We start from the raw sequence: 14,035 nt of genomic DNA, 5'->3' as shown, positions 1-14,035 counted from the left end.
GAGAACACCGGAACAGGTTCAACCATTCCCAGCACCCAGACGCTGTTCCATCACCTCCAGAAAAGCCCGAGCAGCAGGCGTCGGGCTGCAGGACCACACGGCATACAGGTGCCGCACCGGCGCATCCACCACCCGCGCCAGCGCCACACCTTCAAAGCCCTGGGCCACGCGCTCCGGCACCAAACCCACCGCCATGCCCCGCTGCACGAACTTCTCCACCAGGCGCACATGACCGATCTCGAACTGCACCCGACGCTGCAACCCCGCCGCCTGAAACGCCTCATCGGTCTGCCGTCGCGCTCCGGTGCCTTCAGGGAAGTCCACCAGCACTTCGCCCGCCAGGTCAGCCAGCGCCAGCTGCCCCCTGCCCGCCAGCCGATGCCGCAACGGCAACAACGCCACCAGTTCCTCCCTGGCCAGCAAACGATGCTGCACGCCCTGCACCACCTCGCCCTGCCACAGGCCTATGAAGCCCACGTCCAGGCGCCGCTCGAGTACATCGGCGATCAGCCATTCACTCTTGGCCGTCAGCCAGCGTACATCCACGTCCGGGTAACGGTCGTGGAACATCGCCAACAGGTCGACCAGGTCCAGCGCGGTGAGCGAGCTGATTTCGCCAATCGCCAACCGCCCGCGTACCTGGCCGCAGGCCGCCGCCACGTCATCGGCAATGCGCCCAGCCGCTTCCACCGCCGGTCGGGCACTGAGCACAAAGGCCTCACCTGCCGGCGTCAGGCGTACCCGCCGCGAACTACGCTCGAACAGGCTCACGCCCAGCTGAGCCTCCAGCCGCGCCACCTGATGGCTGAGAGCGGACTGCACCACATGGCAGCGCTCGGCGGCGCGAGTAAAACTGCCGGTGTCGGCCACGGCAAGGGCGTATTCGAGCTGCTTGAGGTTCATCGATCTATCTGCTTTCAAGATTGATAAGTTGAAAACTATACATTGGTGTCATGACAGACACTTCCTGATAATCACCCCAACACAACTGCCCGCCACGAGAACCGCATGCACACCCCCACTCTCAGCCGCGCCCTGATCCTGCTGATGGCTACTGCCACCGGCCTGGCCGTGGCCAGCAACTACTACGCCCAACCGCTGCTGCACAGCATCGCCCAGCAGTTTGGCTTGAGCACCGCCAGCGCCGGCAGCATCGTGATTGCCGCGCAGCTCAGCTATGGCGCCGGCCTGTTGCTGCTGGCACCGCTGGGCGACCTGTTCGAGCAGCGCCGGCTGATCACCGTGATGACCGTTATTTCCACCCTGGGCCTGGTCATCAGCGCCTGTGCGCCAAGCCTGCCCTGGCTGATCCTTGGCACAGCGCTGACCGGGCTGTTCTCGGTGGTGGCGCAGATCCTCGTGCCGATGGCCGCGACCCTGAGCGAGCCGCATCAGCGAGGGCGCGCGGTCGGCACGCTGATGAGCGGCCTGCTGCTGGGCATTCTGCTGGCGCGTACCGCTGCCGGCTTCATGGCCGAGTTGGGCGGCTGGCGCAGCATCTACGTGCTGGCCGCCGTGCTGATGGCGATCACCGCCGTGGCGCTGTACCGCAGCCTGCCGCAACACCACAGCCATGCCGGGCTGAAGTACCCGGCGCTGATCGGCTCGGTGTTCCGCCTGTTTCTTGAAGAGCCGGTACTGCGCCTGCGCTCGTTGCTCGGCCTGCTGTCGTTCAGCCTGTTCGCGCTGTTCTGGACACCGCTGGCATTTTTGCTGGCTAAAGGCCCCTACCATTATTCGGATGCGGTTATCGGCCTGTTCGGCCTGGCCGGCGCAGCGGGTGCGTTGTCGGCCAATTGGGCCGGGCGCCTGGCCGACCGTGGCAAGGGCTCGCTGGGCACCACCGTCGGCCTGGTGGTGTTGCTGCTGGCGTGGCTGCCGCTGGGCTTCGCCGAGCAGTCGTTGCTGGCCTTGCTGCTGGGCGTGCTGATGCTCGACCTGGCGGTGCAATTGGTGCACGTGAGCAACCAGAATGCGGTGATCGCCCTGCGGCCCGAAGCGCGCACGCGGCTCAATGCCGGGTACATCACCTGCTACTTCATTGGCGGGGCACTGGGGTCGTTGCTGGGTACACAGTTGTTCCAGCGCCAAGGCTGGATGGGCATTGTGGTCGCAGGGTTGGTCATTGGCGGGCTGGCGTTGTTGGCGTGGGGGCTGGCCGAGCGCAAGCGCAAGAAAACCCTGCCACTGGCATGAAACGTTTCAATCAGCCATGGCGACAAAGCACCGCACGACCCTCCGTCGCATGGCCGTTGACTTGCCTGCCTGGGCAGCGCTCAGTAGGCGCTGGAAAATGCCCTTTCCCTGACAGGACGACTTTATGACAAGACTCACGGTGCAATCCGGCGATTTCTTGCAAGGTGAAGGCGAGTATCGCAACGGATCGCTCACACTCAAGACTCCGCGCAGCCCCTCCCCCGGCGAGCGGATTTCCCTGGCCCGCATCAGCGACTTGCGGCTGGCCAGCCTGGAACCGAGCCGCAGCCTGGGCAGCGCCTTGGGCTGGGGCGTGGCCGGCGCCCTGGTGGCAGGGCCAGTGGGGCTGCTGGCCGGGCTGTGGCTGGGTGGCAAGGAAGAGGAAGCGACCTTCCTGGCCACCTTCAAGGATGGGCGAAAGCTCTTGGCCATCACCGATGGCAAGACCTGGTCGAAAATCGATGACAACTGGCGACAGCACAAGCGGCCGACCGGTACAGGTTGAATTTCGCGGGGCCCCGATCGTTCTCTGTTGAAGGCGGCTGTTAAGATGCCGCCTTTTTCATGGTCGGAGCCCCCGCATGCCCTCGCGTCACCCCCGCCTGCCCCTGAGCCTGCTCAGCCTGGGCCTGGCCCTGCAGTGCCAAAATGTGCTTGCCGAAGACAGCGTGGTGCTCGCCCCGCTGCAGGTCTCCGACACCTACGCCAATGACGGCTACCAGGCACGCCAGGCCGCTGTGAGCGGCTTCCAGCCTGCGCCGTTGCTCGATACACCGGCCTCTGTCAGCGTGTTCAGCCAGCCACTGCTGGAAGACCGCCAGGTGCGCATGCTCAGCGAGGTGCTGCAAAGCGACGCCTCGGTCGGCGAAAGCTATGCGCCCATCGGCTACTACGAGAACTTCAATGTACGCGGCTTCGAACTGAATGCCGCCAGCAGCTATCGCATCAATGGCCAGACCATCGCTGGCGAGCAGAACGTGGCCCTGGAGAACAAGCAACAGGTGGAGCTGCTCAAGGGCCTGTCCGGGCTGCAGAGCGGCGTTTCAGAACCGGGCGGCCTGATCAACTATGTGACCAAGCGCGCCGAAGAGGTACGCAGCCTTACGGTGTCGACCAACGAACAAGGCGAACGCTACCTGGCCACCGACCTGGGCGGTTGGTTCGGCAGCGAAAAGCAGTTCGGCCTGCGCGCCAACCTGGCCCACGAAGATATCCGCTCCTACGTCGACCACGCCGACGGCAAGCGCGACTTCGCTTCGTTGGCATTCGACTGGCAGATCAACCCAGATGCCACCCTGCAGCTGGATGCCGAGTACCAGCACCGCGAACAACGCTCGGTGCCGGGTTACCAACTGCTCGGCGGCACTGAAGTGCCCCATGGCATCGACCCGGATGATCGCCTGGCCTACCAGCACTGGGCAAAGCCTGTGCAAAGCGACTCGCTGAACCTTGCCGGGCGCTTCGAGTACCGTTTCGACGAGGCCTGGACCGGCACCTTGAGCGCCTCGCGCAGCAAGGTGGTGATCGACGACTACAGCGCGTTTGCCTGGGGCTCGAGCGAAGGCGCGTTTTTCGGCAGTAATGGTGACTATGACATCTACGACTTCCGCAGCCCCGACGACACCCGCCGCACCGACGAGGCGCAGGCCATGCTCAACGGGCGGTTCGATGCGCTAGGTGTGGGGCATGAGTTGACCATGGGTGCCAGCGCGCAGCGGCGCACACTGGATCAGCGGCCCAGCTATATGGAATGGGTAGGCACAGGCAACATCCATACCGGTGCGCCCGCCTTTGACCCCTCCGACAATCCCATCAAGTCTAGCGAGCGCCGCCTCGATAGCCGCCAGTACGGCCTGTTCATCAGCGACCGGATCAGCTTCAACGAACAATGGCAGACCGTGCTGGGCGCCCGAGAAGTGCGCCTGGATGAAAAGACCTGGGACGAAAACGGCCTTGCCGGGCGCCACACCCGTCAATACGAGCTGCTGCCCAACGCCGCGATCATCTTCAAACCGCAGCCCAATACCACGGTATATGCCAGCTACGCCAAAGGCCTGTCAGCGGGCGGTACTGCCCCCTGGTTCGCCGAGAACACGTTCGAGATCCTTGCGCCGACAACCTCCCACCAGCTGGAATTGGGCCTCAAGCACGACTGGCAGGGCCTGAGTTTCAGTGCCGCGCTGTTCCAGATCCGCCAGGCTTACCAGTACGCGCGCCCTGACGGTGCCGGCCACTTCACTTACGTGCAGCAAGGCCAGCAAAAAAACACCGGCCTGGAACTGGGCGCCAGCGGCTGGGTGACCTCGAACTTGCAGTTGCAGGCCAGCGCAGCCGCCATTCGCGCACGGGTGCAGAACAGCGGTACCGAGGCTTATGAAGGGCACCAGGCGATCAACGTGCCAAAATTCCGAGCAGCGATGCACGCGGAATATTCGCTGCCGGTTCCGGGGCTGGCGCTGTTGGGCGGGGCGCGGTACAGCGCCAGCAAGTACGCGAGCCAGGCGGGGAATGTGGAGGTTGGCGGGTATACCGTGTTCGATCTCGGCAGCCGCTACCGTACCCGTATTGGTGGGTATGACACGGTGCTGCGGTTGACCGTGGATAACCTGTTCGACAAGCGCTATTGGCGCGATGTGGGGGATTATCTGGGGGATAACTACCTGTTCCAGGGCGCGCCACGTACCGCCCGGCTTTCGGCTTCGGTCAGTTTCTAAGCTTTTGGGGCTGCTTTGCGGCCCACTCTGAAATTGACGCGATCCCTGTGGGAGCGGCCTTGTGTCGCGATGGGCTGCGCAGCAGCCCTAATGGCCCTGAAAACAAAAAGCCCCCGAGCTTTTCAGCGCGGGGGCTCTTCGTAGAATGTGGCGGTGAAGAAGGGATTTGAACCCTGTAAGGTTCCTTCCCAGGCCGCTCCAGACCGCTAAATTCGGGAGGCGGCCCTGAAATAAATGGTCTGTAGCGGCCCAAACCGGCCTGGGTTTTGTACTAATTTTGTCCTAAACCTCAGGTCACCCACTCATGCCAATTCTGCTGTCTGCCCCACACTCGACGATGAGAGTTTGGCAGCCAGAGGGGAATGCAGTGGATCGCCATCAGGCTCATTGGAAAGCGAGAATGGGAATTCTTTCTCTTGATCGTATTCAGCGTACGCTTTGCCCCTTGGGTTGCCAGGCTTAGCCGAGTAACCGGCGGCGGCACCAAAAAGCGCGGCCAGGATTTGTAAAATTGCCCTGATAAGCGCCATCGCTTCCTCATGGGCGATCTCCTGCCTGACCTGAGCCCCGGATTTTTTCACTTTGAGTTTGATGAAGGGTGCACGAGCGGTGTTTTCCGGGACGAAGTACATGTAGACCCAACCTCGGTTGACCCAGTAGCGCTGCTCTGCTGGATTAGACTTTCCTTTACCCGTTGGAACTCGTTTTGAAATCTCAGTTTGTAACTGTAGAAGCATATACGGCTCATACCTGATACCCTCCTGCAAGGTGAGTTTTTGAAAAGTAAATCGAGCTTTTTTCAAAGTCTTTCCGGAAGTGACACGCCCCTCGAATTCATATCCAATCCCCTTCGGTTGGCCCTGACTGTCATATCGCAGATGGACATAGACGCCTTGCCTCCTCAAAGCCCGAACAAAATTGATAATATCTCCGTTACGCTCCTTGGTGCTTTCGACACAAGCTCCAACCCTTGCAGCAAGACGGGATCTGTAAGGCATGGCGTGGGCCCGTGCGGCCCCTTGCACCTCTCTACTTCTAACAGCAATATTCCAACTCTCTTCTGGTCTTGGGGCCTTTTTGAGGCCAAACATGCACTCTATATCGCTTATCGCCTGGAGGTTTAATTCAAAGTTGTTTTTATCATGAACCATCTTAAAGCCAGGCTCGTAGCGAATGCGATTCGCTACAATATGAACGTGCTGATTCCCAGTATCAGGATGAAGGACTGCCGCATATTTATTCGAAGCACTGAAACCCATCACCTTCAGATAGTGCCGTACAGCAAGCCTCCACTGCTCATCTGTGAGCGATTCGCCGACATCCAGTGAAAGAACCGCATGGAATATCGGCTTCAAATTCCTCTTCGGCTGCCCTTGCTCACCAATCTTCAATTTTGTAGCAACATCCATGTCCAAGATCATACAACCGAGATCCTCCGCACCGCCCTTCCGCATGCCAATTTCCGGAAAAAAAGCAAAGCAGTTTGTATCGATCGTCTTAATCCCAACAAGGTCGTGATCGTGCTTCTTCGACCCATAAACATATCTGATACGATTAGCGCTAGATCCAGTTGAAGACTTTAAAATCTTACCAATCATAGCTCTCGCCCTCTTCGCCATTTTCAGCAAGGTTAATACCTTCCAACTCTCCAAAAATATTAACGGCAACGTGCATGATCTTTTTTATTAACAGCTCCTTTTCTTCGTCATCCAAGATCATCTGCGCAAGTTCAACGAGATGCTCGTTGGCCTTCTGAGCTTGAGGAACAATTACGTATCTGCGTTTCGGTTTAGAATTTATTACATAGTCCCTGACAAAGGCTCCAGCAGCTTTGTAGCCTGACTCCTTGAGTCGCTCATCAAAAATAGTACGTTCGTCAGCGGTCATGCGAATCAGCAAGCTTTTATCTTTTTTAGCCGGTTTAATCGGCTTAGGGGTGAGAAGCGTATCTCTCATACAGCACCTTTCCACTCACAGACCATATCTACTTCTTAAGTATTGCTCTTGGAGCAACACCCAGCGCAACCCCACAAGGGTGTGAGCATCAGGATATTTCGAAAGAAACTGACCGTCGGCGTATATCACCGACATAACTTGTTTCTTCGCATAGCTTCAGAATCAAAAAAAATATTCCCCCAGAAAAATCGTGTATATCACTAAAACATCTGTCCCAATGCTAGCCAATGGCGGCTCGGCCAGGGTCAACACAGGCCCTACGTAAAACGACACTGGCCCAGTATTGGCCTCTCCGGGCCTACTGACGACCCGATCAGACAATGGGTAGCGATAAAAATGTGCGCCCCGGGACTAGCCCCAAATTATGCTCCACAGGCAGACTTTAACAGTCATCACATTTCCGAGCGGACACGCCCCATGCGCAAAGACAGCTCTAACAAAGGCCACACACTACATAAAGTGTCCGCCCATGACATTGACCACTGGATAGATACGCGACTTCAGACGTTAATATCCAGACACGCAGACCATGGATTTATTGAAATCGACTCAATTGAATTCCAGCAACTAGAGCACTTCCGTACCTTGCTTAACAAGCTGGCCTTGGCGACTCACCTAAACTCGCCTGAAGTCCTCGACAGTTTAGAGCGCCGCCAAAAATGCTCAAGTAAACTACAAGCTAAAAACATGATGGCGGGAATATTGAATTTCACACCGCCCGAGCCATACTGATACGGTCGCTAACCACGCCGCACTCCTCACTGGATGAACAAGGCAAAACCGTGCGCCCCTTTGTGCCGTTGGCATTTTTGAGCGAAGCCTTCCAGCTCGATTGGAGTGAGGAACGGTGCTGATTGATGGTGTTCTCCGGCATGTCCAGGTCGCACACATGAGGCTCTGTGCCAGCCATGCCTTCTGGCTGGAGGACTACCCACCGGCGGCCCAGGCACCGGTCTGATGAGGAATCGTATGAGTGCTCAGTGTAAATCACTCCGCAGTCATGAAGCCTCATCCAAAGGTACATCCTCTCCTCACCGCATTATACAGTCACTCCATGCCCTGCTGTCTTTAACACCGAATTCCTCATTGTTTGATCGCAAGCCAAGCTCTTAAAGCTCACTCACCACCAGTCAGCTGATGACCTCTCCGTTGACGGTCATGATGGATCTGAACGCCACGCCGTAAGCCTCAAATCCCAGCCTTGGCCAATCCGACCTGTAATTCAAGCAGTCATGATGATGACCATGCACAACCATCTTCGCGCCCATGGACTGAGCAAGGTCGTCGACTTCAGAGTACCCGTACGGGTGGCAACTGGGCGCCTCATGACAGACCAAGATGTCCGCATTTTGCATGGCGAGTGCGAAGTAGTCGTCCGGGTAGATTGCTGAAAGCGCGTGCTGCTTTTTCGTCTCAACGATGTCTGCGTGCTGCGGCCTAAGAGCCAGGCGATCGAGGAAACCCTGATAGTTCTGGATTCCCGTATCGGGGCTACCGGGCAACCAGACCTGAGCCTCAAATGTCCCGCCCAGCCCAGCCACGCGATGGCCAGCTATCTCCACTACCCGACCATTCAAACTTCGATCAGAGAGGCTGTCTCCATGAAGGTTATGCCAGTAGGCCGGCCTATCGGTGTCGTGGTTACCGTGGATGAACCAGATCTCTGTCAGCTCGAGGATCGGACGGAGGATCATGTCTAGGGGCAAACTGCATTCGAGGTCACCCAGGAAGACCACTGCCTCGGGGCGATGGAGCTTCACCAGCCGGATCACATGATCAAAGCGCCCATGAACATCGCCCAGAAACCAAATCATTTCTTAAATCCTGCTGCAGCACCTTGATAGGTTAACGCATCGGTGAGTCAGTCCGTTAGGCATACCATCCGCCCAGGCAGACTCTCACTGTTACAGATGCAAACCGTGATACAACGTCTGCTGCCAACCTCAACGGGACTCACTAATCATGAAAGAGCTACAGACAGCTGCGGAAGTCCTTGAACGCCTTAGCCACAACCAGGACGCGTTACGCGCCGCAGTCGAAGAGCTAGCCAAATGGGTTAGTGATCGAGGAGCAAGCAGTGTGGCTGGGAATGTGAACGGTGCCCTGACGACCCTCGACGACAACATTGATGCCGTGCGGCAAGGCATAGCGGAACTGGTAGCAGCGAGTGTGAAGCCTTAGGCGGGCTCCTGCCCGAATAACCGATGCAGTGCTGAGACGGAAGGATGCAGATGCTACAGCCCCATCGAGAATTCGGGAGGAAGCCGGCTTTCGCGTCACCACGTAAATTGCTCGTGTCCTTGTAGATGGGATCACCAGCCAAATAGTAGGGGCTGATCCAAGGCTAGGAAATTACTAAAAATTGTGCCTTAGCAATAATTATGCATAAGCGATAACTATTCTCAATCTCAGATTTCTGCCGCTGCCGGGTAGGCCGTCACTCGCTCTCTGGCAAAATGGCAAATTGCCATGGATTTCTCTTATGATCTATAGCAGCGTAGGGAAACGCCAGCGTTCGCCAATTGGTCTCCCTGCCCTCGCAAATTTTTTGGTGATGGTGCTGGAGATTGTCTGATGGCTTTCGATGCTTCACCCTCCTGGAGCGGTTTCAACTACCAGGGAAAAGTCGCTCTCCATTATGCGCTGACGTTGATCAATGCTCAGCCAGCCGCTCATGATTTCTCTACAACAGACTTGATGCTCGAAGCCAACGAGGACTTTGAGATCTTGGTTAATGGGCAGTCCGTCTCATTCCATCAGGTCAAGGCATACAATTCCAGTACATTTGAAGATTACTCAGATGCCCTTTTTGGCCTAACTATAGAACTGCACAAAAATACTGGAGTATTGGGTTATATCCACACTTGGAGAAAGATTAATGATCGCCCTAACTTCAAAGGTCTACAGGCATCGGTAAAAAACGACGTCAACATCGTGCTAACAGAATATAGGAAGAGTAACCCTAAGAAAGGGACTACCATTCTTGAAACCGCTGCCGCAGGTGGAACCAACCTCAAGAAAAAAACGTCGATCCTCAAAGCATCGCTACCAGGCTTAGATGCTGACGCCCTAGCTAAAGTTATGGAAAACATCGCCAATCAAAAAAGTGACGCCCTTAACCGCCTAGCAAGTTTCGTTTATGAAGACGGTAAAGCATACTGCGATCTCGGCGACATCAACACTAAAATAAAAAATCAAATTTCAATTGCGCTAGAAAATCGGCGAATCCCGATAACTCCTGAGCAACTGGAAAAAGCACTCGATTACTTTCTCGGCGTCATTGACACTTATATCATTGATCGTCACAAGACGAAAACAGACGCACTCGCCAAGCCGATCAAATTTCAAGAAATCATTGATGCGCTTAGCTTTGACCATGAGGACGTGAGCAAACACTATATCGCTTGCCGATTCAAGGATCTCTTCTCTCAGTTGATCGACGACTATCTTGGTGATGAAGAATATTATCCGCACCCTGCCCCGAAACTGTGCAACTTGAAAGCTGCACAGAAACTGCTCCTTTCTCTTCCTCCTTTAGAACTCTGGGAACACTACAGGCATTTTTCACCCCAACTGCATTTGGATAGTGGCAACAACACCTACAACGCTTTCAATGTGTCCCGCGAGGGTATTCGCTTGTGCCTATTGAGGATCCTACACGAAATAGACTTCTCTCGTTTAGCGCAAGAGGCGGAGCGTTTTCGATTTTCATATAAATGTACCACAACCCCACCACAAAATTATCTTCCGACGACCATACTACCAGTTGGTAAGATCAGCTATACGATCCGGCAACTCAGCACTAATCCATGCCTTGGCGAGCTACTCTACGAGGTTCATAATCTCATTTATTGCGGCACTGAGGTACATCCATTCGCACCGGATCTCGACAAAAGTACAAACCCGCCACGGGCAGCAGGTGAGGATCAACGTGCCAAGCGTGACGATATATTGCCATTGATTACCCTCCTTCCTCTAGAACAAGCTAAAGGCGTGCTTGCAAAATGATAACAATCCTCAACAACATTATGGCAAGTAACCGATTCACGCTGGTGGATGTTGACCTGTCCAACCAATTTATTGATTTCAGTCTGTACAAAGCCGAAAGCAGCCTGAGAGAAGAATATTTCTTAACCATCCACCTCGACAACAACAGCGACCAAGCGTTACAACATTTTCTTGATAAGACGGCACAAGAAATATTTGAGGACATTCAAAGCGCGGGCAAGGTTGAACTGTACTTCGAGAAAAATTGCACCATGCTCATTTGCCTCGATTCCCTAGGCTTGAATCATGACTTGGTACTCGCCCTTGAAGAAGACCCCTATAACTTCAAAAAAAATGTAATCAAGTTCTCTTCATCAGAGCTAGCTGCGCTCAACGCTTACCTGACCAGCAATGCCATCGCGGCACTCACGAACGACATCATTAACGATATCCTGAACGCCAATAACGGAAGGGATTTCCTGGCTTTCAAGCACCAGAACGGAGATCGACACCGTCTATATGATCTAATCGTAAGGGTAATGCTGAAGCTATCTTTCCTCTCCTACCACCCCCAAGAACAAAAACTAGAAAATCTCACAGGACAGATCGAGTCAGCCCTTCCAGATGCATTGACCGAAACGTATGAGTGGATTTTGGCAGCCGACTGGACAGACGATTCGGTCATTGGGAACGTCGAATCGATCTGGGGAAATAAAGCATGATTACATTAAGCAAGATGACTCTTAAAAATTTCAAGATATATGGAGGCGAACCTTTTACGGTCAACTTCGATAATAATCGCCTAGTTTTGCTCGACGGCCCCAATGGCTACGGGAAAACAACGGTTTTCGACGCTATTGAGCTGGCCATCACTGGTAACATTCGTAGACTGATTGTGCTGGAAGGTCGGCAAAATCCTGCTGACATCGTTGTAGCCCATAATGGCCAAAGCGACGTTGAGATCACCATAGAGTTTCTGGACGAAGACGAGGAAAGACGAACGTTTCGGAGAAAGCTCAAGCGCAACCTCGCAAACTCAGCAAGACGTATTGGCAATTTTTCGGCTCTATGGGAAATTCATGAGATTGTTGGTTCTCAAGAAAAGCCTGTGGACAACAGGGAGTTCGACCAACTCTTCAATAGCAAGGATTTTGCGCGCGACTTTCTACTATTTCACTATATTGAACAAGAAGATACTTCTCGATTCCTTAAGTCTAATAACGAGGCGCAGCGGGCTGAAAAATTAGCCAACCTATTTGGCGACACTTATGAGTCAGAGCAGAAACTTCAAAAGCTTACGGACGTCAAGAGACGGCTTTTTACAGCACGCCGAGACATCAACACCAAGATAGATAACATTCGAACCCTGCACAACTTGGAGGCAGTCAATGACCTCTCGGCAGGAGAAACCGAGCAACACGTCTATGCCCTGCCTTGGCTGACCGGTGAAAAGTCCCCATTCTGGGATCGTCCGACTATTACCCAGCTCAACGAAGATCGCATGACCAAGGCGATTGCTGAACTGCAAAAGATATACGGTCTGTTTACTCATCGAGACTTCTTCCTGCGCTCACGACGGTATCAGCGAGCAGCACAAGAGCGTGAGCTCATGGAGCAGTACGTGGGTTATGCAGGCACTTACCAGCATTACCAGCAAATCGAAAAAGACTATAGTACTTATCAATATGTCAAGCGATCACGCGACATACTCAATAGTGGTGACTTTAAAGTCATACAGCAAAACCTGGAATCGACTAAGCTATTTCAGATTCTGAACGTCGACTTCCCTGATGTGTTCATCAATGATGTAGGCTTATTGATCGGCCTCACAGATAAGCTCATGGGACTGACGTCCATTTATACTGAACTGATGAAGCATCATACGGCAATGCATGAAAGTATGCAGGCGCGCCCGACAGAGACTACGTGTGGTCTTTGTGGCCATGACTATGCAACTCATGATGCATTGGACAAAGCAATTACCGACCATGGGTATCTTTTGCGCAGCCAGCTGGGCGACCAAGACCGGAAATTGGTTACAGCGCGGGAAAAATTCGAGAACAATCAACTCAAACCTCTGCTCAAGGCGTGCGACGATTTTCTACAACTGCGAGAACCTCCGTCGCAAGACGAATTGTCGAGAATCGCGAAAGCGGCGGCCAACAAAGACCGAGTGGAACGTCTACGCAGTTGGCTGGTAAGCGAAGGTATTCATGACTTAGATCTCATCGCGCCGGCGCTCCCTGTACCAGGCGGACAGACCTATATTTCAGAGAAGGCTGACTTACTATCTGAACGAATCCGAGGACGGATTGGCCCGTCACCTGACGGTTACACGGAGTCGTTTGGCACTGATATTTACGAACGGATTTATTTAGATTACTTCCAACGTGAAAGTGACAAGCTTCGCAGCTTCGACATAGCTCAGCTTGATCGAAAAGAGCGGTTCATTAAATCTCAATATTTCAGCTCACTCACTGAGGTGGCAGCGCGACTGCTTAAGCTCGAAGACCAAAAAACGCTTCTTGACCTAGCACTGACTGACACCGGAAAACTCATAGATGTTGTTGGCACACAAATAGGACAGTATCGAAAAAAACTGATTACCGATATTGAAATCCCTTTTTTCATATATTCCGGCAAAATCCTTCAAAGCCATCAAGCTGGGGATGGGCAAGGGGTATTCATCAAAGACCCGCAGGGTCATGATGTACTTAAAAATGTGCGGTTGGTGTCAGATTGGGCGACAGACCACGACATTATAAACACTATGAGCTCTGGCCAAATCTCAGCAGTGGTCATCGCGCTCACCCTCGCCCTAAACCGCGTCTACGCCCGGCGATTCTCCACGATACTCATAGATGACCCAGTGCAGACAATGGATGACATAAATATGTCGTCGCTTGTAGAACTTTTACGCAATGATTTCAGCGACAAACAAATTATCATGTCCACGCATGAAGATAAGGTTGCGCGATATTTTACCTACAAGTACATCAAGCACAGTGGAAAGGTGAAAATTATTAATCTTATGCAGCGCAAAGAATATGAACCTACCAACAGTTATGTGTACCGTGCGCTCGTAAAATCTCCAACGCCTAACCAGGATCAGAAACCGAGGCGCGATTAATAGGAGTGAGAATGAGCAATCAGATTGAAAGGAGACGAGCCGTTATCAACTT

The 14,035-nt window shown here is 54.0% G+C and carries 11 protein-coding genes and 1 pseudogene; 8 read left to right on the top strand and 4 right to left on the bottom strand.

The genetic code is table 11. The annotated features are described in order from the left end of the window. Window positions 1–18: 18 nt before the first annotated feature. On the bottom strand, window positions 19–903 hold the full coding sequence (locus APH35_RS05485; RefSeq protein ID WP_060514363.1) for a LysR family transcriptional regulator: 885 nt from the start codon (window positions 901–903) through the stop codon (window positions 19–21). A 105-nt stretch (window positions 904–1,008) separates the two neighbouring features. On the opposite strand from APH35_RS05485, the gene APH35_RS05480 reads away from it, so the two are divergent. From APH35_RS05480 to APH35_RS05470, 3 genes are all read left to right on the top strand, one after another. Then, window positions 1,009–2,196, top strand: coding sequence for an MFS transporter (locus tag APH35_RS05480; protein ID WP_012271102.1), 1,188 nt, complete (start codon window positions 1,009–1,011; stop codon window positions 2,194–2,196). Window positions 2,197–2,320: 124 nt separating this feature from the next. Continuing rightward, window positions 2,321–2,701 carry a hypothetical protein gene (locus APH35_RS05475; RefSeq protein WP_012271101.1) on the top strand — a complete coding sequence of 127 codons (381 nt, stop codon included), beginning with the start codon at window positions 2,321–2,323 and terminating at the stop codon, window positions 2,699–2,701. 76 nt (window positions 2,702–2,777) lie between these two features. Next, window positions 2,778–4,910 (top strand): TonB-dependent siderophore receptor, encoded by a 2,133-nt coding sequence (locus APH35_RS05470; protein ID WP_060514362.1) that lies wholly within the window; start codon window positions 2,778–2,780, stop codon window positions 4,908–4,910. A 302-nt stretch (window positions 4,911–5,212) separates the two neighbouring features. Here the strand turns inward: APH35_RS05470 and APH35_RS05465 are convergent, their stop codons facing one another. Next, window positions 5,213–6,508, bottom strand: coding sequence for a relaxase/mobilization nuclease domain-containing protein (locus tag APH35_RS05465; RefSeq protein ID WP_177335351.1), 1,296 nt, complete (start codon window positions 6,506–6,508; stop codon window positions 5,213–5,215). Beyond that, the gene (locus APH35_RS05460) at window positions 6,498–6,866 is read right to left on the bottom strand and encodes a hypothetical protein (RefSeq protein WP_060514360.1); all 369 of its coding nucleotides are present in this window, start codon (window positions 6,864–6,866) and stop codon (window positions 6,498–6,500) included. Before APH35_RS05460 ends, APH35_RS05465 begins: the two co-directional genes overlap by 11 nt. Before the next feature lie 417 nt (window positions 6,867–7,283). On the opposite strand from APH35_RS05460, the gene APH35_RS28785 reads away from it, so the two are divergent. Then, the gene (locus APH35_RS28785) at window positions 7,284–7,598 is read left to right on the top strand and encodes a hypothetical protein (RefSeq protein ID WP_156341198.1); all 315 of its coding nucleotides are present in this window, start codon (window positions 7,284–7,286) and stop codon (window positions 7,596–7,598) included. Window positions 7,599–7,636: 38 nt separating this feature from the next. Further along, window positions 7,637–7,800, top strand: a pseudogene (locus APH35_RS29680) (IS21 family transposase); the annotation flags it as partial. Between the two features lie 196 nt (window positions 7,801–7,996). Here APH35_RS29680 and APH35_RS05455 read toward each other — a convergent pair. Next, entirely contained in the window at window positions 7,997–8,680 is a 684-nt protein-coding gene (locus APH35_RS05455) for a metallophosphoesterase family protein (protein WP_060514359.1), read from the bottom strand. 760 nt (window positions 8,681–9,440) lie between these two features. On the opposite strand from APH35_RS05455, the gene APH35_RS05445 reads away from it, so the two are divergent. Genes APH35_RS05445 through APH35_RS05435 form a run of 3 tightly spaced genes read left to right on the top strand, consistent with a single transcriptional unit; the run spans window position 9,441 to window position 13,983 of the window. Further along, window positions 9,441–10,874 (top strand): ABC-three component system protein, encoded by a 1,434-nt coding sequence (locus APH35_RS05445; RefSeq protein WP_060514357.1) that lies wholly within the window; start codon window positions 9,441–9,443, stop codon window positions 10,872–10,874. Then, the gene (locus APH35_RS05440; RefSeq protein WP_060514356.1) at window positions 10,871–11,575 is read left to right on the top strand and encodes an ABC-three component system middle component 1; all 705 of its coding nucleotides are present in this window, start codon (window positions 10,871–10,873) and stop codon (window positions 11,573–11,575) included. Before APH35_RS05445 ends, APH35_RS05440 begins: the two co-directional genes overlap by 4 nt. Further along, a complete protein-coding gene (locus tag APH35_RS05435) occupies window positions 11,572–13,983 on the top strand; it encodes an AAA family ATPase (protein WP_060514355.1) in 2,412 nt (803 codons plus the stop codon). Before APH35_RS05440 ends, APH35_RS05435 begins: the two co-directional genes overlap by 4 nt. Window positions 13,984–14,035 lie beyond the last annotated feature (52 nt).

Source organism: Pseudomonas sp. NBRC 111132 (genome assembly GCF_001320565.1).
GTDB classification, from domain to species: domain Bacteria; phylum Pseudomonadota; class Gammaproteobacteria; order Pseudomonadales; family Pseudomonadaceae; genus Aquipseudomonas; species Aquipseudomonas putida_P.
The sequence above is the reverse complement of the archived record's forward strand: the minus strand, read 5'-3'. Positions and strand labels throughout refer to the sequence as shown.